Consider the following 24,192-nt stretch of genomic DNA (forward strand, 5'->3'; position numbering starts at 1 on the left):
ATGGCACGACATCGGCCACGCGCCGGATCAGGCAGGAAGCACCTGCCACGAGGTGATCTTCCACTCTGTCGGTGCGGCCGCTGCGCCGCCGTTCAGCGAGAACGCCGCCCCACCAGGCGCCGCGACCGCTGCAGCCGTGTCGTCGTCGCCCGACCACGTCGGCTGCGACGGACGCACCGGGCCGGTCCACAGCCGGAGCTCCAGAGCGGTGCCGCGCACGGCGAACTCGATCGACAACGGTGAACCCGCAGCGAATCCGTCGATGTGCAGGCTGGGCGAGAGCAGTGCCGGCGCCGCACCGCGGCGGCCCACCGACGCGTACCCGCCGCCGTCGAGCTCGACCCGGTAGCCGGCCTCGTCGGCCACGCTCGTGGCCGACCCCGCGCTGCGCAGCACGAGCGAGAGGTACGACTCACCCGTCGTCACGGGCACGACGGTCGCCCGCACGCGGGTGTCGGCCGACGCGGCCGCGACGAGCCGCGCCGAGGCCTTGTCGGCCCAGCCGCCCGTCGCGCCGGTACGCAGCACCAGTCCGCTGGTGGTGGTCTGCACCGAGCCGCCCGGCCCTGCCCAGGTCGACCACTGCGGTGCCACCGCTGCGGGCGCGGGAGCAGCGGCCTGCTGCCAGCTGCGCGTGAGGGCTGCGGCCGTGCTGCGGATCTGCTGCTGCGCCGAGGTCATCTGGGCGGTGGTGCCGGGCACCCACATCGCGTAGCCGTCACCGTGCTGCTCCGGCTTGCCCGCGATGCGGGGCAGCAGCGTCCAGAGGATGCCGCCCGAGACCGCTGGGGTGGCGGCGATCTTGCTGAGCCAGGAGCTGAGGTCGCCCGTCCAGTCGAACTCGCCGACGACGTACGCCTTCCCGTGCCCGGCCGCCACTGCAGCGTCCTGCTGCATCCACGCAGGGTCACGCGGGTAGAAGTGGCCGCCCACGATGTCGACCGCAGGGGCGTCGACCGCCGCGTCGGCCACGTGCTTGCCGTTCGCGGCGGAGCCGTCCGCGACGAGCTGGCGCGGGGCCAGCGACTTGATGTAAGCGGCGGTCGACGCCGTCCAGGAGTTCGGTGCGTCCCACAGCTCGTTGCCGGTCTCCCAGACCGCGATCGTCGGCTCGCTGGACATGGCGGTGCCGGTGTAGCGGTTGACGTGGCCCAGCACGTGAGCGACGTAGGCGCGGAAGTCGGAGATCACCGCAGGGTCGGAGTAGAAGTGCGCCTCCGCGTCGCGCTGCACCGCGTCGTCAGCCGCGGTCGCGCCAGGGTCGGTGCTGCCGGCGTAGCCGCGCCACGCGGTGAACGTCGACTTCCCGCCGTGGTAGTACCGCCACTCGTCGGTGAGGGGCACCATGAGCCGCAGGCCGCGCGCCCGCGCAGCGGCCACCGCGTAGTCGACGGGCTCGAAGGCGGCGTCGTTCCACCGACCCAGCGACGGCTCGACGCTGCGCGGGCTGCCTACGGAGATGCCGAGGGTGTGCGCCCGGACGACGGTGGCGCCGAGGGAGACCGCCGCATCGAGCGCCGAGTCGATCGCGGCGTGCGTCGGGTAGGTCGGCCGGCCCTGGGCGTCACGGACGTTGTCGTCGAGGCCGAGGTAGTACTCGTTGGCGCCGACGAAGCGGAACGGCTTGCCCTGCAGCAGCAGCGTGCTCCCCGAACGGGTCACGAAGCTGTCCGCGGTGGGCAGCAGCGCGCTCGCGGCTCGTGGCACGGACACTGCGGCGGCGCGTACGGCGGCCGGCACCCTGCGGTGCGCGGGGGTCGAGGCGGCCGCCGGACCGGCGAGCGTGAGCACCGCCGCGGCCGCGCTCACCGCTGCCACGACGGCCGTGCTCCATGAGGTGCGGTGGACGGGACGTGCACTCACAGCAGGACCTCCGGACACGGGCGGCTCGGGGATGAGCGCTCCCGCTCGATCGGCCGGCTCGTCGCCACGCTTGAGCGCGGCGGCCACGACCACCCGTCCGCGCGTCCCCCGGCTCCGAACACACCCGAGACGGTGAACTGCGGGACTCGACGCCCTCTTCGGGGGACGGGACCGCCGCGCTGTTCGTAGACTGGACGCGGGGGAGCCGACGATCGCGCTCCCAGGTGCACTGACGACGACGTGCGGAGCGCCACCGGCAAAGGCAACTGCGTCGATGGAATGCACGAGCGAACTCGGACGGGGGCACTGTGACAGCGAGCGTCGACGAGCGCCGCCCCGCAGCAGCACCGCGCAGCGTGTCCTCCGGGCTGCGCCGCATCGCGGGCATCAGCGCCTCGCTGGTCTCGACGCAGGCGGTCACCGCGCTGCTCGGGCTGCTCTTCTGGGCGGTGGCCGCGCGGCAGTCGTCGCGCCCGCAGGTCGGCACCGCCCTCGCGGCCGTCTCGCTCATGATGCTGATCGGCTCGGTCGGCACCCTCGGCCTGGGCACCCTGCTGATCGACCGCCTCCCCCGCACCGAGCAGGGCGAGCGCCGGGTGCTCGTGCGCAACTCGCTGCTGCTGGCCGGGCTCGCGGGCGCCTTCCTCACGGCGGTGTTCGCAGCGGTCGCCGAAGGCGTGCTGCACGTCGACAACCTGCGCTCCATGGCCGGCAGCCCCGCTGCCGCAGCAGGTCTGGTGCTCGGCATCGGGCTCACGGCCCTGGTGATGGTCCTCGACCAGGCGGTGCTCAGCATCGGCACCGGCGCGCTCCAGCTCGAGCGCAACGTCCTCGCCAGCTCGGTGAAGATCGTCGCACTGCTCGCCCTCGGCGCGGCGGGCGCCACGAGCGGGATGGCGATCTTCCTCGCCTGGACGATCGGGACCGCCACCTCGCTGCCGCTGGTCGCATGGCGTACGCGTGGGGGCCGCGCGCTCGACACGTCCGGCCGTCTGGTCGACCTCGGGAGGATGCGCGGGCTCGGCCGGCACGCCGCCAGCCACCACGCGCTCAACCTCGCCCTGCAGGCGCCGCTGCAGCTGTTGCCGCTGATCGTCACCGTGGCGCTCTCGACCGCCGCCAACAGCGCGTTCAACACCGCGCTCCTGGTCACGGGGTTCGTCTTCGCGGTGCCCTACGCCATCGCCATCGGGGTCTTCGCCTCGGCGCGCGGTGAGGAACGTGCGGCCATCGCCCACATGCGCACGACCATCCCGCTCGCCGTGGCGGCCAGCGTCGCGGCCTACGTCGTGCTGTTCCCCTTCGCCGGCCTGGTCCTGCGGCTGTTCGGCAGCGGCTACGCCGACGACGGCGCCACCACGCTGCGCGTCCTGGTGCTGGCCGGCATCCCCTTCGTCGTCAAGGACCACTTCATCGCCCTGCGCCGGCTGCAGGGACGCACCAGCCAGGCCGTGACCGTGATCGCCTGCTTCACCGTCGTCGAGCTGGCCGCCGCCCTCGTCGGTGCGCGCACGCACGGCATCGACGGGCTCAGCGTGGCGTGGGTCAGCGTGCTGGCTGCCGAGGCCCTGGTGCTGCTGCCGCCCCTCCTGCTCGCCGTGCGCCACGCAGCCCGCGACACGGAGCCCGTGACGCCCCCCGGGGGGCAGGTCACCGACGAGCCCGCGCCGAACGACGAGCCCGCACCGACCAGCCTCTCGGCAGGGTCCGTCCCGCCCTCCCGCGACCTCACCGGTCCGACCCTCGCGGCGATGGCCCTCGGACTGCTGCTCGTCGCCGTGGCAGGGGCGCAGTCCCGGCCCGACGCCGCCGGCCAGCTGCAGGCCGTCACCTACGTCCTCGGGCTCGCGGTCGTGCTCGTGCCGGCCGCCTTCCGCATCCTGCTCTCCGGGACGTCGGACCGGGAGCGCATCGCGCTGGCCGTAGCGGTGCCGATCGCCCTGCAGCTCAGCCGGCCGTTGATCAACCCGCAGCACTTCGCCTACCACGACGAGTTCCTGCACGCGAACGTCCTGCGCCAGATCGGTTCCTCGCACCACTTGTTCTCGCTCAACTCGCTGCTGCCCGTCTCGGCCTACTACCCCGGGCTCGAGATCGTCACGGACGCCGTGCGGCAGACGACGGGGCTGCCGGTCTACGCCACCTCCGTGGTCGTGCTGCTGCTGGTGCGGGTGGTCTTCGCCCTGACCCTCGTCGCGCTGGTGCGGGCCGTCTCCGGCTCGACCCGCGTCGCGTGCGTGGCCAGCGTCGTCTACGTCTCGAACCCCCAGCTGCTGTTCTTCAACTCGCAGTTCTCCTACCAGACGCTCGCCCTCCCCCTCGCGGTGCTGACGCTGTACGCGTTCGTCAGCCGCGTGCGGGGTCGCCGCAGCTCGCTGCTGGGCGCCGCGGCGCTGGCGTCGGCGACCGCGGCCACGCACCACCTGACAGCGGTGCTCCTGGTGGCCTCCCTGCTCGGCTGGCTCGTGCTCGAGCTGCTGCTGCGCGCCAAGGGCGAACGCCGTGACGCGCTCGGCCTCGCCGTGCTGGGGGCCGTCGGAGCGGCTGCCGTCGTCTTGGTGGCCGCCAACCCCGGCAACCCGGTGGTCAGCTACCTCTGGTCGATCGTCACCAGCTCGAGCAACGACGTGGGCGCCCTCACGCGCGGGCAGCAGACCAAGAGCGTCTTCAAGGACTCCGCAGGCACCAGCAGCTATCTCTGGGAGAAGGCGCTGATCCTGGCCGCTCTCGCGCTCGTCACCGTGGGCCTGGTCCCCGCGCTGCTGCGCTCGCGCGAATGGCTGCGGCGGCGGGTGCCGCTGGCTGTCCTGCTCAGCCTCGTGGCCTGCCTGTTCCCGATCATCCCCGCGGGCCACCTGACGCGGGCCACTGCGGAGGTGGGCGACCGCTCGTCGGGGTTCGTCTTCTTCGGCGTGGCCTTCGTGTTCGGCTGGTGGCTCTGGCGCCGGACCCTGCGCGCGAGGACGGCCGCGGTCCTCGCCGCAGCGCTCGGGATCGTCATGCTCGGCAACGTCGTGCTCGGCGCGGGCCCCGTCTCCGAGCAGCTGCCCGGCGCCTATCAGATCTCTGCCGACGCGCGCAGCGTCGACAGCGACAACCTGGCTGCGGCCCAGTGGCTCCACGACAACGTCAAGGGCGACACCCGCGTCTACGCCGACCGGGTGTCCGGCCTGCTCGCCGCGGGCGTCGGCGGCATGTTCACGGTGCGCCACATCTCCACCGACATCGACGCCTCGAGGCTGATCCTCGACCCTGAGTTCACCGCGGCGGACGTCGCGCTCATCAAGCAGGCGCGCATCTCCTACGTCGTCGTGGACCAGCGCGACTCGAACAGCCTGCCCCACGAGGACGTCTACATCGAGTCCGGTGAGTTCGGCTCGCCGCGCACCGCGCCGGTCCCAGCGGCCGCACTGCACAAGTTCGACACCGTCCGCGGCGTCACGAAGGTCTACGACAACGGCTCGATCGCCATCTACGACGTCCGGAGGCTGCGCGGTGCGTAGGGAGATCACCTGGCGGATGGGCGTGGTGCTCGACGCCGTCGTGCTCGCCTCGCTCGGAGTCCCTGCGTGGCTGAGCACCCCTGCCGTGGTCCTCGCGGCCGTGGTCGTGGCCGAGCGGGTCGCGCGGCACCGGCGGCGCGGGCGCCTCGACGCCACCATCGCCGCGATCGCCGGGCCCGTCGTGTGCCTCATCGGTCTCGGCTTCGTGCTGGACGTGGTGCCTGGTGGCATCACCCGGACGTCGTGGGCGCTCGGTGCCGGGGTGCTCGCGCTCGCTGCGCTGGCGCTGTGCGCGCGCCGTCCGGTCCCGCCGCCCGTGTGGGCCGGCACGTCGTTCGGCTCCCCCACTGCAGTGGTATGGGGTGGCGTCACCGTCGCTCTCGTGGCGACCGCCCTCGGCATCTCGGTGGAGTCGGCCCGGCGGCTGGAGGAACCGCCGGTGCAGCTGTCGCTCAAGACCTCCGGCGGCGTCACCCGCGCGTTGGTGAGCGCCGGCGGGGATGCCGGACCCTTCGTGCTGAGAGCGGAGTCGGGCTCCCGGGCGACCGTGCTGAGCGGGAGCTTCTCCCTCGAGGCCGGCCAGACCATGAGCTTCCCCGTCCTCGTGCAGGGCGGAGCACGCACCGTCGTGACGCTCAGCAATCCCTCGCAGGACCAGCCGGTCCGCTCAGTCGTGCTAGACCGGAGGAACCCGTGACGCTCGAGACCGACGGCGAAGCACGGCCCGCCAGCCGTCGCCCGCTGCGCGTCCTGCAGGTCGTGCAGCGCTTCTTCCCGGAGCTCGGGGGCACCGAGACCCACGTGGCCGAGGTGACCCGCCGGCTCGTCGCCGTCGACGACATCGACGTGACGGTCCTCGCCACCGACCGGAGCGGCACGCTCCCGCGCCGCGACGAGGTGGACGGCGTACGCGTCGTCCGGCGCCGCTCCTGGCCGCGCGACGCCGACCTCTACCTCTCCCCGGGCGTGTGGTCGGTCATCACCGGCGGCGACTGGGACGTCGTCCACTTCCAGGGCGTGCACACCTTCGTACCCATCATCGGCATGGCAGCTGCGCGGCGGGCGGGACTTCCCTACGTGCTGACCTTCCACAGCGGCGGCCACTCGGCGCCGTCGCGCTCGAGGGTGCGCGCTCTGCAGTGGCGGGCCATCACGCCGCTGCTCCGGGGCGCCGACCGGCTCATCGCCGTGAGCCGGTTCGAGCGCTCCGCCTTCTCCGCGTCGACAGGCATCGAGCCGGGCCGGTTCACCGTGATCCCCAACGGCGGTGCGCTCCCGCCGGTGCCCGAGGGCTTGCGCCCGGTCCCTGGCCGCATCGTGTCGAGCGGCCGCCTGGAGAAGTACAAGGGCCATCACCGCGTCATCGAGGCCCTGCCGCTCGTGCAGCGCGACGTGCCAGGAGCCCACCTTGTGGTGCTCGGCGGCGGCGCCTACGAGCCGGAGCTCCGGGCGCTCGCCGACCGGCTCGGCGTGGCGGGATCGGTCACGATCAAGCACCTGCCTCCGGCGGACCGCGCCGCCATGGCGACCGAGCTCGCGAGCGCGGCCGTCATGGCCGCGATGTCGAGCTACGAGGCGCACCCGGTCGCGATCATGGAGGCTGTGGCCATCGGACTGCCCGTCGTAGGGGCCGACGTCGCCGGCACCGGCGACCTCGTCGAGGACGGGCTCGTCACAGGGGTCCCGCACGACGCTGCTCCCGCGCAGGTCGCTGCAGCCCTGGTCGAGGAGCTGCGCGCCTCGGCGACCCTCGACGGCCCGCGACCCCTGCCCGAGGCCGACCTGCCTACCTGGGACGCGTGCGCCGCCGCTGTGGCGGACGTCTACCGCGACATCGGCCGGTCCAGGGGTCTGCTGTGACCCCAGCAGCGCCGCTGCGCGTCGTGCACGTCATCACCACCCTCACGACCGGGGGCGCCGAGCGCCAGCTCGAGTCGATCGTCGGGCGGACCCGGCACCAGACCGCGACCATCTGCCTCTACGGGTCAGGGACCGTCGGGGACGCCATGGTCGCCTCCGGCCAGCGCGTGGAGGTGCTCGGCATGGACGGCTGGCGCAAGGCGGTCGCCGTCTTCCGCCTCGCCGCCAGGATCCGGCGCTACCGGCCCGACGTCGTGCACGTCCACCTGCTGGCCGCGCAGCTCTGGGGCATCCCCGCGGCTCGTCTCGCCGGCGTGCCGGTGATCGTCTCGAGCGAGCACTCGCTCATGGCGACGACCATCGAGGGCCGCCCGCTGAGCGCCTGGCTGCGTCGGCTCTACCTGGCGCTCGAGCGCCTCACGACGCGGACCGTCGCGGTGTCGGCGACCACTCGCGAGCGCCTGGTGGCATGGGGAGTCCGACCGGCGCGCATCGAGGTCGTCGACAACGGCATCGAGTTCGAGGCGCTGCGGTTCTCCTCGACCGCCCGCGCGAGCGTGCGCGCCGAGCTCGGGCTCGACGAGCAGGCCGTCGTGGTGGGCGCCGTGGGCCGCCTCGACGCCGTCAAGCGGATGGACCGGCTGGTGCGCGCCCTGGCGCCACGTCTGCGCTCCGGCGACGCCTGGCTGGCCGTCGCGGGTGACGGGCCGCTGCGTCCTGAGCTCGAGGCGTTGGCGACCGAGCTCGGGGTCGCCGACCGGGTGCTGCTGCTGGGCGCCCGGCCGGACGTCCCCGCCGTTCTCAGCGCGCTGGACCTGCTGGTCAGCCCGTCGCGCGACGAGACCTTCGGCATGGCTGTCGTCGAGGCGCTGGGCTCCGGTCTGCCAGTCGTCTACGCGCAGTGCCCGGCGATCGACGAGGCGCAGGTCCAGTGCTCCTGGGCGGTCGAGCTGCCTCCGGGCGCCGACGGCGACGACGAACTGCTCGCCATCAGCGGCGCCGTCGACGACCTCCTCGCCCACGGCCGCACGCGCCACCCCGCTCCCGGCCGACTGGTCGAGCGCTACGGCATCGCCTCGACGGTGGAGCGCCTCGACTCGCTCTACGACGAGCTCCGGGCGGCGGCGGGATGACGGGCACCGGCCCTGCTCGCGCCTCGATGGAGCTGGTCTCGCGCGGCGACCCGCTCTCGCCGTTCCTGTTCAGGGCTGTGGCGCGGCATTTCGACGTGGTCGCTGAGCTCGACCCCGACCTGCGCCGCTGGCAGCGCTACCTCGTCGCCGCGACCTCCTTCCGGCCGTCGCGGGCAGCGTGGGCGGAGCGCTTCTTCAAGAGCCTCCTGGCCCGTCGTCTGCGGACCCGCAACGCCCGGACGCTGCACGACCGGCACGGCGCGGAGGCTGACGTCACGCTCCAGGTGCACGCGCTGTTCGCCGTCGAGTGGGCGCGGGCGGCGGTCTACGTGGACTGCACCCACCGCCAGGTGGTCGAGCAGTGGCCGGCGTGGAATCCGTTGCGCGGCAGGGCTCTCGCGGAGTGGCATGCAGAGGAGCGGGCGACGTACGCGCGCGCGCAGCACCTGTTCGCCTTCTACCAGGCGACGGCCGACTCGCTCGTCGACGACTACGGCGTCGACCCGGCCAGGGTCTCGGTCGTAGGCGCCGGCGCCAACGTCGCGGAGCTGCCGCAGGTCCGGACCTCCGCCCCTGTCGGCCCGCCGGAGATCCTCTTCGTCGGCAACGACTTCGAGCGCAAGGGCGGGCAGGTGCTGCTCGAGGCGTTCGCCCTCGTGCGGCGCGCCCACCCCGACGCGCGTCTGCGCCTGGTCGGTGCCGGCCCGCGCGGCGACCTCGGTCCTGGGATCGAGGCCACCGGTCGCGTGCGCGACCGGGCGGAGCTCGCCCGGATCTACGCAGGCGCAACGGTCTTCTGCCTGCCTTCGCTGTTCGACCCCTTCCCCCTCGTGGTGCTGGAGGCGATGGCCCACACGTTGCCCGTCGTGGCGACCACCGTCTGCGGCATCCCCGACATGGTGGTCGAGGGCGAGACCGGGCTGCTGGTCAAGCCGCACGACGCCGCAGGGCTCGCCGACGCCCTCTGCGAGCTGCTCCGTGATCCCGTGCGCGCGCAGCAGCTGGGCGCCGCGGGGCGTTCCCGCGTCGAGTCTCGCTTCCAGTGGGACCACGTGGTCGACCGCATGCTCCCGGCGTTGACGCGGGAGCGGCTCGCCGGGGAGCTGAGCTGCTGACCGCGCTCGCGCCGGTGCCGGAGCGGTACGCAGCGGCGCGGAGGACGCGTCGGCTCCGCCTGGTCGTCACCTGCCTGCTGGTCGCCCTGCTCGGCACGTCGCTCGCTGCCTGCTCCGGTCGCCACTCGGGGTGGGTCAGCCGCCAGGGCGACGGCTTCCGCCTCGACGGCGCACCCTTCCGCTTCGTGGGGTTCAACCTCTACGACGCCGCGGCGACCGACTCGTACTCCTGCCACCCGCAGACGGCGCTCGACGCCAGCCAGCTCGCCTCGGCCTTCACCCGGATCCACGACAGCGGCGCCACGGTGGTGCGCTTCTGGGCCTACCAGACCTACACCCGCGGCGGCACCTACTGGGCCGGCGTCGACAAGGTGGTGGAGGCAGCGCGCGACGCGGGCCTGCACCTGCTGCCCGTGCTGGAGGACGGCCCGGGTGACTGCACGACCGGCCCGGCTCACACGCCGAAGTCGAGCTACGAGGGCGACACGTGGTACACCGAGGGCTACAAGCACCCCTACGGCACGGCGTCGCTGTCGTTCCGCGACTACGCCGCGCGCGTCGTGACGCACTACCGTGACGAGCCGGTGATCCTCGGGTGGAGCATGGTCAACGAGGCCGACACCAGCGCCAGGGACGCCGACGGACGCTCCGCCCTGGTCGACTTCGCTCAGGACGTGGGAGCCGTCGTCAAGTCCCACGACAGCAGGCACCTGCTGACGGTGGGGACGCAGAGCAACGGCGCCCCTGGGGCCAGCGGCACCGACTTCAGCGACGTCTACCAGACCGACACCGTCGACTTCGCCGAGGTGCACGACTGGGGCCGCTGGGGCGACGACACGGTGCCGATGCCCGGGAGCTCCGACGGGACCACGCCGCCGTCGCCAGAGGACGGCCAGTGCACACGCACGGACTCGAAGATCGGGTGCTCGTTCGCCCGGGCGCAGGTCCTCGGCAAGCCGCTCGTCGTGGGCGAGGCCGGGATCTCGGCCGCCACCGACGCCGAGCGTCAGCGACGGGCCGACCTGCTGCTGGCCAAGATGCGGGCGGCGTTCGCGGCAGGGGCCGACGGCTACCTCGTGTGGCAGCTCAACACCGAGCCGACGGACTCCTACGACGTGCTGCTCGGCAGCGACGACCCGCTCTTCGGAGTGCTCGAGGCCGTCGGCGCCGCCGAGTCGGGCCGCGACTAGGACCCGTTCCAGGTGCGCGCGCCGAGGCGCCGGAGCAGGTCCGCGTAGGCCTCGAGCGTCGTCGACCAGCTGTGCGGGTCCTCGAAGCGCTGCCCGCGCATGGCGTACGCCCGCTGCATCGCCTCGGAGAGCGCCGCCGGGTCCTCCGGCGGTGCGAAGACGGTGCCTGCGTAGTCGCCAGCGGCCTCGACCAGGCCCCCGACCGCAGTGACGACGACAGGGAGCCCGGCGCTCATCGCGATGTGCAGCGGCCCCGAGGACGAGGAGCGCTTGTAGGGCAGGACCACCGCGTCCGCCGCGCCGAAGTAGGCCTGCACCTCCGGATCGGTGACGTAGCGGTCGACCACCGAGATGCTCTCGCGCGACGGGCTGGCGGCGACAGCCTCGAAGGGGGCGTCCCAGCCCTCCCACTTCTCGCCGACGAGCACGAGGCGGGAACCCTCCCGCACCGGCGCAGGGAGCAGGTCCCACGCCGCGACGAGGTCCTCGACGCCCTTGTAGGGGCGCACGATGCCGAAGTAGAGGAACACGAAACGGCCGTCGTCGTCGACGGGAGCCGCGTCGGGGTGCTCTGGTCCGGTGGCCTGCACCGCGCCGGCGTGGTGGTCGTAGGGCCCGTGCGGGGCGACGACCACGTTGCCGGGAGGCAGGTCGTAGGCGGCCTGGAGCAGCTCGAGGTCGTGCTTGTTGTGGACCACGTGCCCGTCCGCGCGCCGGAGCAGCTGCGCCACGGCCGCCCGGACGTAGCGCACGACCCCGGGGATGCGCGCCTCACCGGTGTCCTGCACCTCGTGCCACTCGATCACGACCGTGGCGCCCTGCCGGCGCGCGAGGGTCGCGATCGCGAGGTAGGAGTGCAGCACCGCACCGGTCCACCACTGCAGCACGACGACGTCGGGCCGCTGCTCGCGGAGGAACCGGCGGGCGGCCAGCATGCTGCTGCCCCAGTACCAGTCGACGCCGTCGAGGACCGGCACGCCGGGGGCGTACTCGAGGGCGTTGACCTGGACGCCGACCCGGGCGCGACCGGGGTAGAGCGCACGCGGCACCAGCCGCCGCATGAGCAGGGCGCTCGTCGGCGTCACCTCGCTGAAGGCGTTGGACAGCCGGCAGGTGTAGTAGCTGATGCCCGAGGTGAAGCGCCAGCCGGAGCCTACGACCAGCACTCGGGGGCCGCGGGGCTCGCTCGGGGTGCTCACGCCCCGAAGGATAGCGAGCGGCGCTCGGGCCGAACGGGCCGCGAGCACCCTGCGGAGGTCCAGGCCGTCAGCGGTAGGCGGGGCAGCTGCAGAGCGAGCAGTCCGACCCGCGGCGGTGGTGCAGGTGGGCCTGCTTGTCATGGCGGCACCGCCGGCAGGGGCCGGTGCGCAGTCGGAGGGCGAGCCACGAGAGGACCACGTGATCATTCTGGCCCTCCGCGCGGCGGGTGCCACCGCGGGGTGCTCGGCACAGCGCGTCACGAGCGGTGAGCCGAGCGAGTTTGTTGCCGCGACGATCGATCCGCACGTCCCCTCAGGTACGAAGCACCGACGTGGCCCCCTCCGACCGCTCGCCAGAGCCGCCCGGCACGACGACCTCGCGGCCTCCCGGCTCGCTCCTGCAGCGCGACCCGCGGTCGGGAGGCCTGAGCCTGGACGGGGCGCTGCCGACGGACGACCGGCTCGAGGTGGTGCACGTACCCGCCGACCGGGCCCGGTGGACCGCGAGGCTGGCGCGCGCGTACGACGTGCTGTCCTGGCCGGTGCGTGCGGTGGGGCTCGTGGCCGTCGTCGCGGGCCTGCGCCTGTGGGACAGCCCGTCCGCCGGCGGGCCCTCGGGCCGGGTGCTCGCCCACGCGTGGGTCACGCAGCACGCCGCCGCCCTCGGCTCCCACGACCACCGGAGCGCGGCACCCCCGCTGGGCTGGCTCGCACTGGGCGCCTGGACCGGGAGCGGTGCAGGGGTGGGCGCTGCGCCGGGCGTCGTCGCAACCGCGCTGGAGCTGGGCCTGGTCGCCCACACGGTGTCCGCCGCCCTCGTGTGGGTCCTGGCCCGCCGTGTGGGTCTGACCCGGCCCGCCGCCGTCGCAGCCGTCCTCGCCTACGGCCTCTCGCCCGCCGTGCTCCCCGGGGCTCGGGAGGTCTCGCTGGTCGTCCTCGCCACTCCGTGGGCGCTGCTGGCCGTGGTCCTCTCGACCGCGCGGACCCGCCGCGCGGTCGCCCTGCCGGCCGCTGCTCTCGCGCTCGCCGTGGCCACGCTCACCGCACCTGCCGCGGCGGCCGTGCTGCCGCTGGTGGCCGCTCTTGCGTGGCGCGGCCGGGCCGCCTGGCGCGCGTACGCGGTGGCGGGCGCGCTGCTCCTCGCCGTCGGCGCGGGGTGGCTCGTCGTCGCCGACCGCTCCGGCCTCTGGCCGGCCCTCGACCGGCCGGGCGGCACCGGACCGGCCCTCGACGGGCTCCTGCACCGGCTCTCCGGTGCCTGGTCGCCCGGCGGTGCAGGCTCCCTCGTCTCGACTGACCCGCTGCTGGTCCTCGGCGGCCTGGTCGCCGCCGTGCTCCTCGTCGTCCTCGGCGCCCCGCGCACCCGTCTGCTCGGTGCCGGCACGGCCGTCGCCGCGCTGGCCGCGTGGCTCTGGGCGCCGGAGGGCACCGGCCTGCTAGCGGTGTTCCTGCCGCTCGGTGCGGTCAGCGCCGCCGCCGCAGGTGCGCTGGTCGTCGACCGCGCACGCGCGGTCGGGCCGCGGGGCACCGCGGGCCTGACCGCCGTCGGAGTGATCGCGCTCGCCGGAGCGGCCCTGGCCTGGGTGCCTGACGACTACCGCACGGTCACCGCCGGGGACGCGGCGCCGCAGGTGTCGGCGCGCGACTGGCTCGCCGTCAACGTGCCTGCCACCGACACGCTCCTCTCCGACGACGCCACCGTGCTCGACCTCCGTGCCGACGGCCGGACCGCCGCGCGCACCAGCTCGGCGTCGGACGTCCCCGCTCTGGCTCAGCCGGACGCCGACGGCACCCTGCTCTCCACGCCGCCGGCGCGCTGGCAGGACCTCGACGTCGTGGTCTCCACGCGCGCGCTGCGCTCCCTGGCGAGCAGCACCGCGTACGTCTCCGACTCGCTGACCTCCTCGACGGTCCTCGCGTCGTTCGGCTCCGGTGCCGACCGGGTCGAGGTGCGCCGAGTCAACGCGCTGGGGGCAGGCTCCGCCGGCGCGCAGGCGCGGGAGGACACCACCGCGTCCGCGGGCGTGGGCGCCCAGCTGGCCCGCAACCCCCGGCTGAGCCTGTCGTCGCCGGCCCGCGCGCTGCTCGTCGGCGGGCACGTCGACGCACGACTGGTGACGCTGCTGGCCCTGGCCCTCCAGGACCAGCCGGTCACCGTCGTAGGCTTCCCGGCGGCACCCGGCGAGTCGGCCGAGCGCCCGCGGCGGGCGGCCGAGGTCGTCTCGCTCGACGGGGCGCCAGTGTCGGTCGACTCCCCCGGGGTGCTCGCCCTCCGCTCGCTCGTCGCCGCCCAGCGAGCGCCCTACAGCGCGGCCACCGTCTCCGTGGGCAACGGCGCCCTCGTCGTGTCCTACCCCGCCTCGCCCGCGTCGGGCCTCCTCCCGGCGCCCGGGCAGGAGCCCACCCCCGAGACCTCGCTCCTCCCGAAGGGACCCTGACCATGACGCGCATCCGCGCCGCCGTCCTCGCACTCGCCGTCGCCGCGAGCCCCGTCTGGCTCGCCCTGAGCGCGGCGCCGGCCTCCGCAGCGCCCGCCACCGGTTGGCTGCGCCTGGCGCACCTCTCGCCGGACACCCCCGCGGTGGACATCTACCTCTCGTCCTACGCGGGCGGCAAGCCCGTGGTGCTCAAGGACGTCTCCTACGGCGACGTCGGGTCCTACATGTCGGTGCCGCGCGGCACGTACACGGCCACCATGCGCCTCGCCGGCAGTGCGGGCGCCAGCTCGCCCGTGCTCGAGGGCACCGCGCAGGTCAACGCGGGCAAGGCCTACACCGTGGCCGCGGTCGGGCTGCGCAAGGACCTCACCGCGAAGGTGCTCGGCGACGACCTGACGCCTCCGCCCGCCGACAAGGGCCGCGTCCGCCTGATCCAGGCCTCGACCCGGGCCGAGCAGGTCGACGTCAAGGCGATCGGCGGCCCGACCCTCGCGACAGCTGCGGAGTTCGGCACCTCCACCGGCTACGCCACCATCGGCGCCGGGCGCTGGAGCGTACGGGTGACGCCCCTCGACGGCAGCGCGAAGCCCGTCACGACGTCGGTCGACGTGCCCGCCGGCCGGATCAGCTCGGTGCTGGTGCTGGACGGTTCCGAGCCGGACTCGCTGACGCTGAAGACGACCTCCGACAGCTCCGGATCGGCCGTCGTCCCGAAGGGTGGCGTCGCCACGGGCTACGGCCCGGTCGCGTCCGGCGGGCGCGACGAGCACCTGGCGGGAGCCGGGCTCGCCGGCGCGGCGCTGCTCGGAGTGCTCGTCGTCGCCGCACGCCTGCGCACGACGCGTCCGGTGCCGGCGCCCGTCCGCGCACGCCGCGGGCGGTGACCCGCCTGGCCGCCGCCCTCGTCGCGGCCGGGCTCGCCCTGACCGCGTGCGCCGGTCCCGGCGGGCGGGCGTCCACCGCGACGGCGACGTCCGCGGCCACCTCCGCCACCTCCACCCCCGCCGCCGCCACCTCCGGCGCCTCGGCCGACGCGCGGGCAGCCGAGCCGGCGGCGACCCCGGACCCGACGGGGCCGGCGCCGCTGCCCTCCCGGGTCGCGGTGCCGGTCCGGCTCGAAGTGCCGGCGATCCGGGTCTCCGCGCCGCTCGACACCCTGCGCCTGGGTGCCGACGGCGAGCTCGAGAAGCCCCCGCACTGGGACCGGCCCGGGTGGTACTCCGGCGGCGCGGTGCCTGGGGAGCCGGGCCCGGCGGTCATCGCGGGCCACGTCGACTCCCCTACCGGTCCCGCGGTGTTCTGGCGGCTGCGCGAGCTCGCCCGCGGGGACCGCATCACGGTCCGGCTCTCCGACGGGACGGCCGCCCGCTTCGACGTGACGCGCGTCGAGCAGGCGGCGAAGGACGCGTTCCCGTCAGCGGAGGTCTACGGACCGACGCCCGACCGCGAGCTCCGGCTGATCACGTGCGCCGGGGTCTACGACAAGGGCGCAGGCGGCTACAGGGACAACCGCATCGTGTTCGCCGTGGCGACGTGAGCGGCCTCGACCTCGACGCCGGCCTCCTCGGGCGGTAGCGGGCCGAACCCGGGCCGGTAGCTCACGACGCGGGCGGGCACGCCGACCGCCACGGCACCGCGCGGGATGTCGCGGGTGACCACCGCACCAGCACCGACGACCGCGCCCTCACCGATGCGTACGCCGGGCAGCACCACGCTGTGGCTGCCCACCCACGCGTCCTCCTCGATCACCACGGGCTCGGTGACGAAGCCCTGGTGCAGGATCGGCAGGTCCGGGTTGTCGAAGGCGTGGTTCTCGTCGTGGATCGAGACGTACTCGCCGATCTGCACGCGGTCGCCGATCTCGACCGAGTGGCGGGCGGAGAGGTAGAGGCCGCGGTTGGCGAAGACCTTCGAGCCGATCCGCAGCGTCCCCTGCACCGTGATGGTCGCGTCTCGCAGGATCTGTGTCGATGCACCGACCCAGAAGGTGGCGCCCGGCTCCACCACGATCTCCGCACCCCGGTGGATCAGGAAGCCCGAGCCGCGGATCCGTCGGTGCCGCGCGCGCAGCAGGACCGTGCGGCACGCGGGCCGGACCATCTGCGCCGTCAGCTTGGGCATCCCTAGAGCGTGCCGCCCCCCGCGTCGTCGCGCCACTGCTTCGGCGAGGATGCCCCGTACGGCTCATGCTGAGGCGACGTCCGAGATGGCGGCGTGACGTGGAGCACACTGGCGATCCGGGGGTCGCACCTGCCACGAATCCAGGTGTGTCCACGGAGAGCCGGCCCCCGCGCCCGGCGAGCGCCACGGCGTCCGACTCCGACCTCAGCAGCGCTCTGGTCGCCGTCGGCAAGGGTGACGCGGCCGCGTTCGACCTGCTCTACCAGGCCACCCGCCGCGCCCTGTGGGCCCGGGCTGACGCCGTGCTGCACGACCCTGACCTCTCCGAGGAGGTCGCTCAGGAGGTGCTGGCCCAGGTGTGGGTGCAGGCATCGCGCTTCGACCCGTCGCAAGGTGCGGCCATGGCTTGGCTCAGCGCCATCACCCACCGGCGTGCGGTCGACCGCGTGCGCTCCGTGCAGGCGGAGCGGCGGCGGGACCGCGAGCACCAGTTCTCCAACGAACGGCTCCTCGCGGAGGTCGACGTCGACGAAGTGGTCGCTGTCCGGCTGGCCACCGAGGAGGTGCGCCGTCAGCTGGGCGTGCTGCCGGCCGTCCAGCGCGAGGCGGTGGTCCTGTCCTTCTTCGCCGGCCGGACGCACGTGCAGATCTCCGAGCAGCTCGGGGTCCCGCTCGGCACGGTGAAGTCGCGCATCCGCGACGGCCTGCTCCGCCTCGCGGCCGCGGTGGACGGGATGTCCGGCGGTGCGCCTTCGCTCAGCCCGCCCGCAGCACCAGGGTCGACCGGCCGGTGATCTCGACGCGCGCGCCGGGGGCGTACTCGACCGGCAGCGCGTCGTCGTCGGCGGTGTCGATGACGAGCTCCCACCGGCCGCCGAGGGTTCCCGTGGGCGGCAGCGTGATGGTGCGGTCCTCGGGCCCCGAGTGGAGCAGGACGAGGAACGTCGAGCCGACGAGCCGCTCGCCGCGCGGTCCGCGGCGGCGGACGGTGAGGCCCGACAGGCGTACGCCCAGGGTGCGGGTGGAGGGGTCGAACCACGTACCCTCCTCCATCTCGCGCCCCTCGGAGGTGAACCACGCGATGTCCTTGGGGCCGCCCGGCTCGAGCGGCCGGCCCTCGAAGAAGTGCTTCTGCCGCAGGGCGACGTTCGAGCGGCGCAGGTCGAGCACGCGCCGGGTGAAGGCGAGCAGCGCCTCCTGCGGCTCGTCGAGGTCCCAGGGCATCCAGGAGATCGCGTTGTCCTGGCAGTAGGCGTTGTTGTTGCCGTGCTGGGTGCGGCCGAACTCGTCGCCCGCCGTGAGCATGGGTACGCCTGTGGCGAGCAGGAGCGTCACCAGCATGTTGCGCTGCTGGCGGGCCCGCAGGGCGAGGATCGAGGCGTCAGCCGTCTCGCCCTCGGCACCGCAGTTCCACGACCGGTTGTCGTCCGTGCCGTCGCGCCCGTCCTCGCCGTTGGCCGCGTTGTGCTTGCGGTCGTAGGAGACGAGGTCGCGCAGGGTGAAGCCGTCGTGCGCGGTGACGAAGTTGACCGACGCGTGGGGCCGGCGGGTGCCGTAGATGTCGCTCGAGCCGGAGACGCGGTAGGCGATCTCGCGCACCCCGGCCGTGGCGCCGCGCCAGAAGTCCCTGACACCGTTGCGGAACTTGTCGTTCCACTCGGCCCACGGCGACGGGAACTCGCCGACGCGGTAGCCGCCCCAGCCGACGTCCCACGGCTCGGCGATGAGCTTGACGTTGCGCAGGACCGGGTCCTGGCGCGCGGCGATGAGGAAGGGGCCGTTCATGTCGACGTCGCCGCCCTCGCGGCGCGCGAGAGTCGTGGCCAGGTCGAAGCGGAAGCCGTCGACGTGCATCTCCTGCACCCAGTAGCGCAGGGAGTCGAGCACCAGCTGGAGCACCTGCGGGTGCGAGGCGTTGACGCTGTTGCCGCAGCCGGTGTAGTCGGCATTCGCTGCACCATGGCGGTGGTAGTAGATGGCATTGTCGATGCCTCGGAACGACAGCACCGGCCCGTCGGGCCCCGCCTCGGCCGTGTGGTTGTAGACCACGTCGAGGATGACCTCGAGCCCCGCGGCGTGCAGCGTCTTGACCATGTCCTTGAACTCGCGCACCTGCTCGCCGCGGCTGCCGCCGGACGCGTAGGCGTGGTGGGGCGCGAAGAACGCGGCCGTGTTGTAGCCCCAGTAGTTCGTCAGGCCGCGCGCCTCGAGGAACGGCTCGCTCCGGAACTGGTGCACGGGCAGCAGCTCGACGGCCGTGATGCCGAGCGACACGAGGTAGTCGACGACCGCGGGGTGGGCGAGCCCGGCGTAGGTGCCGCGCAGCTCCGGCGGCACCTCCGGGTGCAGCCGGGTGAGGCCGCGCAGGTGCGCCTCGTAGATGACGGTGTCGGTCCACGAGGTCTGCGGCGCGCGGTCGTCACCCCAGTCGTACCCCGGGTCCACGACCACCGAGACGAGCCGGCCGTCGGCGAGCGAGTCGACGGCGAGCGCGTAGGGGTCGAGCAGCAGCGCGTCGGGGGTGAAGCGGTGGCCCTGGTCGGGCGCCCACGGGCCCGAGACGCGGAAGCCGTAGCGCGTCCCGGGGCGCAGGTCGGGCACGTAGGCGTGCCAGACGTTGAGCGAGCGCTCGGTGAGCGGGATGCACAGCTCGGTGTCGTCGTCGTCGAGCACGGCGAGCTCGACCCACTCGGCGTGCTCGGACCACAGCGCGACGTTGGTCCCCACGCCGTCCCAGGTCGCGCCCAGGGGGTGGGGCTCGCCGGGCCACGGCACGGCCGGAGCCGTTGTCCCCAGCTCGGTCATGTCCTCCCTCTCCCGCACCTCGCTCCCCCGGAAACCGCGATGATCATGAGGAAGTCAGGGGACACGCCGGCGTGTCCTGCTGAGAACCTCATGATCATCGCGGGGATGACCAGGGCGGGGTCAGCGCAGCGGCGGGGCCCCCACCGCGGCGGGCTCGGACGCGACGGCGTTGGCGACCAGGCCCATCTCGGCCGACGACACGGTCTTGGCCGTCGAGGGCAGGATGCGCACGCTGTAGCCGAACGCGCCGGTGCGGCTCAGCGTCAGCTGGCCCTCGTAGCGGTGGCGGCCGCCCTCGTAGGCCTCGGCGTGGTGCAGCGTCACCACCGCGGTGTCGGTGAGCTGGTCGTCGGAGCCGACCCGCCCGTGCACGAGCTGGACGTCGACGTCGTCGGGAGCCAGCGAGCCGAGCGACACGAACGCCCGCAGGTGCAGGTTCGTGCCGATCTCCGGAGCGTCGCCGAGGCCCTCGGACTCGACGTGGTCGACGCGTACGTCGTGCCACCCCGCGCGGACCGTCGCCTTCCAGTGCGCGAGCTCCTTGGCCGGCTCGAGCGAGGGGCCGAGGGCCCGGGTCGAGGCGGCCGCGGGCGCATAGAGGTTGAGCACGTAGTCGCGCACCATCCGGGAGGCCAGCACCTTGGGCCCGAGCGACTGCAGGGTGTGGCGCACCATCGAGATCCAGCGGGCCGGCGGGGCGCTCGGCGCCTCGCGGTCGTAGAAGCGCGCGGCCACCTGGTTCTCGAGCAGGTCGTAGAGCGCTTGCGCCTCGAGGTCGTCGCGCCGGTCGGGGTCGGTGACGCCGTCGGCGGTGGGGATCGCCCAGCCGTTCTCGCCGTCGTACCACTCGTCCCACCAGCCGTCGAGGATCGAGAGGTTGAGCCCGCCGTTGAGCGCGGCCTTCATGCCCGAGGTGCCCGACGCCTCGAGCGGGCGCAACGGGTTGTTGAGCCAGACGTCGGAGCCCGGCAGCAGCGTCTGGGCCATCGCGATGTCGTAGTTGGGCAGGAAGACGATGCGGTGGCGCACCTCGGGGTCGTCGGTGAACCGCACGAAGTCCTGGATGAAGCGCTTGCCGCCCTCGTCGGCCGGGTGGGCCTTGCCGGCGACGATGATCTGGATCGGGCGCTCGGGGTGCAGCAGCAGCGACTTCAGGCGCGCGGGGTCGCGCAGCATGAGCGTGAGCCGCTTGTAGGACGGCACGCGCCGGGCGAAGCCGATGGTGAGCACGTCGGGGTCGAGCGCGCTGTCGATCCAGCCGAGCTCGGGCTCCGAGGCGCCGCGCTCGAGCCACGCCTCGCGGACGCGGCGGCGGGCGTCCTCGACCAGCTTGGCGCGCAGCGTGCGGCGCACGGACCACAGCGCGGGGTCCGAGAGCCGCGAGAGGCCCTCCCAGTCGCGCGCACCGCCCTCGGACTCGGCGGCGGCCAGTGCCTCGCGGGCCACCCAGGTCGGCGCGTGCACGCCGTTGGTGATCGAGGTGATCGGCACCTCGTCCTGGTCGAAGCCCGGCCACAGCCCGGCGAACATCCCGCGCGAGACGTCGCCGTGGAGCAGCGAGACGCCGTTGGCGCGCTGGCCGAGCCGCAGGCCCATGACCGCCATGTTGAAGACGCCGGGGTCGCCGCCCTCGTAGGTCTCGGCACCGAGGGCGAGGATGCGGTCGGCACCGACGCCGGGGGGCGCCAGCTCGCCGGAGAAGTGCTGCTCGACCAGGTCGCGCGGGAAGCGGTCGATGCCCGCCGGCACCGGGGTGTGGGTGGTGAAGACGGTGCCCGCGCGGACGGCCTCGAGCGCCTCGTCCCAGGTCAGCGACTGCTCGGCGACGAGCTCGCGGATGCGCTCGAGCCCGAGGAAGCCGGCGTGGCCCTCGTTGGTGTGGAAGACCTCGGGCGCGGGGGCGCCGGTGACGCGGCTGTAGGCGCGCAGCGCGCGCACACCGCCGACGCCGAGCAGCAGCTCCTGGAGCAGGCGGGTCTCGGTGCCGCCGCCGTAGAGCCGGCCGGTGACCTCGCGCTCGGCGGGCTCGTTCTCCTCGACGTCGGAGTCGAGCATGAGCAGGGGTACGCGGCCGACCGCCGCGCGCCAGATGCGCGCGTGCAGGTGGCGGCCTCCCGGCAGGGCGAGCGACACGGTGACGGGAGTGCCGTCGGACTCGCGGAGCAGGCTGATCGGCAGCCCGTTGGGGTCGAGCACCGGGTAGTGCTCCTGCTGCCAGCCCTCCCGCGAGAGCGACTGGCGGAAGTAGCCCGCGCGGTAGAGCAGGCCGACGCCGACGATCGGCACACCGAGGTCGGAGGCCGACTTCAGGTGGTCGCCGGCGAGGATGCCGAGGCCGCCGCTGTACTGCGGGAGCACCGAGGTGATGCCGAACTCGGGCGAGAAGTAGGCGATCGAGCGCGGCACGGCCGCGGGGCCGCCGGGCGTGCCCTCGGCCAGCGACTGGTACCACAGCGAGCCGGAGAGGTAGTCGTGCAGCTCGTTGGCCGCCTCGGCGACCCGGGTCACGAAGCGCGGGTCGGCGGCGAGCTCGTCGAGGCGGGCCGGCGGCAGGGCGCCGAGCAGGGCCTCGGGGTCGTGGCCGACCGTCTCCCACACCGCCGGGTCGATCGCCTGGAAGATGTCCTGGGTCTCCGGGTGCCAGCACCAGCGCAGGTTGAGCGCGAGCTCGCCCAGCGGGGCGAGAGCCTCGGGCAGCACGGTGCGCACGGTGAAACGACGGATGGCTCGCAAGTCGACTCCTAGCAGCGGCGGCTGGTGGCTGGCCCTATGGTCCACCGTCCGGGTCGCGGGCCACAAACTGCTCCCCCGGTGGGTTGGCTCTCCCGCTCGCCGGGGGTATCTGCCACAGTGCACCAGACGACCGCACGGCCCCTGCGTACTCCCCACCTCCGCCCCGTCCTGCACCTGTCCCGGACCTCCTCGGGCACTCGCCCGAGGAAGATCGCCGAGACAGGTGAGGACCCTCGAGACCTGGGTAGGTCCCCTCCCGATGACCGGACGAATTCCCATCGCAGATGTCCATCCCGTCGTGGCGTGCGGCCGCTATCCGGCCAAGTCCGTCGTGGGTGAGCGCTTCACCGTGTCCGCGACCGTGTTCCGCGAGGGCCACGACGCGGTCGCGGCCAACGTCGTGCTCCGCGACCCGGCCGGCACGCCGGGCCCGTGGACCCCGATGACCAAGCGCGGCCCCGGCATCGACGTGCACGACGCCGAGGTGGTCGCCACCTCCCAGGGGCGCTGGACCTTCACGATCGAGGCCTGGAGCGACCCCTGGGGCACGTGGCTCCACGACGCCGGCATCAAGGTGCCGGCCGGGCTCGACGTCGAGCTGATGCTCGAGGAGGGCGCCCTGCTGCTGACGCGCGCCGCGGCGGAGAAGGGCCGGGCGAAGGCCGCCGTCACCGCGCTGCGCGACGCGGCCACGGGGCTCCGCGACACCAGCCGCCCGGTCGAGGCCCGCTTCGCGGCGGGCACCTCCGACGAGGTCGCCCGGGTCTTGGCCGCCGCGCCGCTGCGCGAGCTGGTCACGACCGACGGCCCCTACGACCTCGTGGTCTCGCGCGAGCGCGCGCTCTACGGCAGCTGGTACGAGTTCTTCCCCCGCTCCGAGGGCGCCTCGCTCGACCCGCCGCGCTCCGGCACGCTGCGGACCGCCGCGGAGCGGCTGCCCGCGATCGCCGACATGGGCTTCGACGTCGTCTACATCCCTCCGGTGCACCCCATCGGCACGACGGCCCGCAAGGGCCGCAACAACACCCTCGACCCGGGCCCCGACGACCCCGGCGTGCCGTGGGCGATCGGGTCGAAGGACGGCGGGCACGACGCCATCCACCCCGACCTCGGCACCTTCGACGACTTCGACACCTTCGTGAAGCGGGCCAACGACCTCGGCTTGGAGATCGCGCTCGACCTCGCGCTGCAGGCCAGCCCCGACCACCCGTGGGTCACCGAGCACCCCGAGTGGTTCACGACGCGGGCGGACGGCACCATCGCGTACGCCGAGAACCCCCCGAAGAAGTACCAGGACATCTACCCGATCAACTTCGACAACGACCCCGAGGGCCTCTACGCGGAGTGCCTGCGCATCGTGCGCCTGTGGATCAGCCACGGCGTGACGATCTTCCGGGTCGACAACCCGCACACCAAGCCCGTGCAGTTCTGGGAGTGGCTGCTCGCCGAGGTCTACAAGACCAACCCCGAGGTGCTGTTCCTCTCGGAGGCGTTCACGCGGCCGCCGATGATGCACGAGCTGGCCAAGATCGGCTACCACCAGTCCTACACCTACTTCACCTGGCGCAACACGAAGGACGAGCTGCAGAGCTACTTCGAGGAGCTCGCCGGCGAGACCTCGCACTTCCTGCGGCCCAACGCCTTCACCAACACCCAGGACATCCTGCACGCCTACCTGCAGTACGGCGGCCCGCCTGCGTTCAAGATCCGGGCGACGCTCGCGGCGCTGCTCTCGCCCACCTACGGCGTCTACAGCGGTTTCGAGCTCTTCGAGCACGTCGCGCTGCGCCCGGGCAGCGAGGAGTACCTCGACTCCGAGAAGTACCAGTACCGTCCGCGCGACTACGAGGGCGCGGAGCGCGAGGGGCGCAGCCTCGCGCCCTACCTGCGACTGCTCAACCGCGTACGCCGTGAGCACCCGGCGCTCCAGCGCCTGCGCAACCTGCGGTTCCACCCGACCGACAGCGAGTTCGTCCTCGCCTGGTCGAAGTCCGAGCCGCTGCCCGACGGCACCCTCGACACGGTGATCTGCGTGGTCAACCTCGACCCGCACGGCGCGCGCGCCGACGTGGTGCACCTCGACCTGGCGGCGCTCGGCGTGGAGCCCGGCTCGCAGATCGCGGTGCACGACGAGGTGAGCGGCGAGACGTTCTGGTGGGGCGAGCACAACTACGTGCGGCTCGACCCGTTCGTCGAACCGGCTCACGTGCTGACAGTGCGGAAGGTGTGACT

Annotated in this window: 16 protein-coding genes; 11 read left to right on the forward strand and 5 right to left on the reverse strand. The window is 73.7% G+C overall.

Going from position 1 to position 24,192, the window contains the following annotated elements; genetic code table 11:
- Window positions 1-27: 27 nt before the first annotated feature.
- Window positions 28-1,863: a glycoside hydrolase 5 family protein gene (locus CLV35_RS15305; RefSeq protein ID WP_147431987.1), complete on the reverse strand. Its 1,836-nt coding sequence runs from the start codon at window positions 1,861-1,863 to the stop codon at window positions 28-30.
- A gap of 308 nt (window positions 1,864-2,171) precedes the next feature.
- Between CLV35_RS15305 and CLV35_RS15310 the strand changes: the two genes are divergently transcribed.
- The 6 genes from CLV35_RS15310 to CLV35_RS15330 are packed head-to-tail and all read left to right on the forward strand — an operon-like array spanning window position 2,172 to window position 10,664.
- On the forward strand, window positions 2,172-5,366 hold the full coding sequence (locus CLV35_RS15310; RefSeq protein ID WP_121194388.1) for a DUF6541 family protein: 3,195 nt from the start codon (window positions 2,172-2,174) through the stop codon (window positions 5,364-5,366).
- Complete coding sequence (locus CLV35_RS20180) at window positions 5,359-6,063, forward strand: hypothetical protein (protein ID WP_183062015.1); 705 nt, start codon at window positions 5,359-5,361, stop codon at window positions 6,061-6,063. The genes CLV35_RS15310 and CLV35_RS20180 overlap by 8 nt, the downstream gene beginning before the upstream one ends.
- Window positions 6,060-7,226: a glycosyltransferase family 4 protein gene (locus CLV35_RS15315; RefSeq protein ID WP_183062016.1), complete on the forward strand. Its 1,167-nt coding sequence runs from the start codon at window positions 6,060-6,062 to the stop codon at window positions 7,224-7,226. The genes CLV35_RS20180 and CLV35_RS15315 overlap by 4 nt, the downstream gene beginning before the upstream one ends.
- A complete protein-coding gene (locus CLV35_RS15320; RefSeq protein WP_231121883.1) occupies window positions 7,223-8,359 on the forward strand; it encodes a glycosyltransferase in 1,137 nt (378 codons plus the stop codon). Before CLV35_RS15315 ends, CLV35_RS15320 begins: the two co-directional genes overlap by 4 nt.
- Complete coding sequence (locus CLV35_RS15325; protein WP_147431988.1) at window positions 8,356-9,474, forward strand: glycosyltransferase family 4 protein; 1,119 nt, start codon at window positions 8,356-8,358, stop codon at window positions 9,472-9,474. Before CLV35_RS15320 ends, CLV35_RS15325 begins: the two co-directional genes overlap by 4 nt.
- A gap of 14 nt (window positions 9,475-9,488) precedes the next feature.
- Window positions 9,489-10,664, forward strand: coding sequence for a cellulase family glycosylhydrolase (locus tag CLV35_RS15330; RefSeq protein WP_183062017.1), 1,176 nt, complete (start codon window positions 9,489-9,491; stop codon window positions 10,662-10,664).
- Here the strand turns inward: CLV35_RS15330 and CLV35_RS15335 are convergent.
- Entirely contained in the window at window positions 10,661-11,863 is a 1,203-nt protein-coding gene (locus CLV35_RS15335; protein WP_231121886.1) for a glycosyltransferase, read from the reverse strand. The genes CLV35_RS15330 and CLV35_RS15335 overlap by 4 nt on opposite strands.
- Window positions 11,864-12,195: 332 nt before the next feature.
- Between CLV35_RS15335 and CLV35_RS15340 the strand changes: the two genes are divergently transcribed.
- The 3 genes from CLV35_RS15340 to CLV35_RS15350 are packed head-to-tail and all read left to right on the forward strand — an operon-like array spanning window position 12,196 to window position 15,838.
- A complete protein-coding gene (locus tag CLV35_RS15340) occupies window positions 12,196-14,301 on the forward strand; it encodes a hypothetical protein (RefSeq protein ID WP_121194392.1) in 2,106 nt (701 codons plus the stop codon).
- A 2-nt stretch (window positions 14,302-14,303) separates the two neighbouring features.
- On the forward strand, window positions 14,304-15,185 hold the full coding sequence (locus tag CLV35_RS15345; RefSeq protein WP_121194393.1) for a DUF4397 domain-containing protein: 882 nt from the start codon (window positions 14,304-14,306) through the stop codon (window positions 15,183-15,185).
- A complete protein-coding gene (locus CLV35_RS15350) occupies window positions 15,182-15,838 on the forward strand; it encodes a class F sortase (RefSeq protein ID WP_231121887.1) in 657 nt (218 codons plus the stop codon). The genes CLV35_RS15345 and CLV35_RS15350 overlap by 4 nt, the downstream gene beginning before the upstream one ends.
- On the opposite strand, the gene CLV35_RS15355 is transcribed toward CLV35_RS15350, so the two are convergent.
- A complete protein-coding gene (locus CLV35_RS15355) occupies window positions 15,799-16,422 on the reverse strand; it encodes an acyltransferase (RefSeq protein ID WP_121194394.1) in 624 nt (207 codons plus the stop codon). The two genes, CLV35_RS15350 and CLV35_RS15355, sit on opposite strands and share 40 nt — an antisense overlap.
- A gap of 146 nt (window positions 16,423-16,568) precedes the next feature.
- Here CLV35_RS15355 and CLV35_RS15360 point away from each other — a divergent pair, with 146 nt between their 5' ends.
- On the forward strand, window positions 16,569-17,216 hold the full coding sequence (locus tag CLV35_RS15360; RefSeq protein WP_231121888.1) for a sigma-70 family RNA polymerase sigma factor: 648 nt from the start codon (window positions 16,569-16,571) through the stop codon (window positions 17,214-17,216).
- Here CLV35_RS15360 and glgX read toward each other — a convergent pair.
- A complete protein-coding gene (gene glgX / locus CLV35_RS15365) occupies window positions 17,179-19,227 on the reverse strand; it encodes a glycogen debranching protein GlgX (protein WP_121194396.1) in 2,049 nt (682 codons plus the stop codon). The two genes, CLV35_RS15360 and glgX, sit on opposite strands and share 38 nt — an antisense overlap.
- A 120-nt stretch (window positions 19,228-19,347) precedes the next feature.
- Window positions 19,348-21,960: an alpha-glucan family phosphorylase gene (glgP, locus tag CLV35_RS15370; RefSeq protein WP_121194397.1), complete on the reverse strand. Its 2,613-nt coding sequence runs from the start codon at window positions 21,958-21,960 to the stop codon at window positions 19,348-19,350.
- Window positions 21,961-22,219: 259 nt separating this feature from the next.
- Here glgP and CLV35_RS15375 point away from each other — a divergent pair, with 259 nt between their 5' ends.
- Entirely contained in the window at window positions 22,220-24,190 is a 1,971-nt protein-coding gene (locus CLV35_RS15375; RefSeq protein ID WP_121194398.1) for an alpha-1,4-glucan--maltose-1-phosphate maltosyltransferase, read from the forward strand.
- Window positions 24,191-24,192: the final 2 nt, after the last annotated feature.

The sequence above is a fragment of the Motilibacter peucedani genome (assembly GCF_003634695.1).
In the GTDB taxonomy this organism is placed as follows: Bacteria; Actinomycetota; Actinomycetes; order Motilibacterales; family Motilibacteraceae; genus Motilibacter; species Motilibacter peucedani.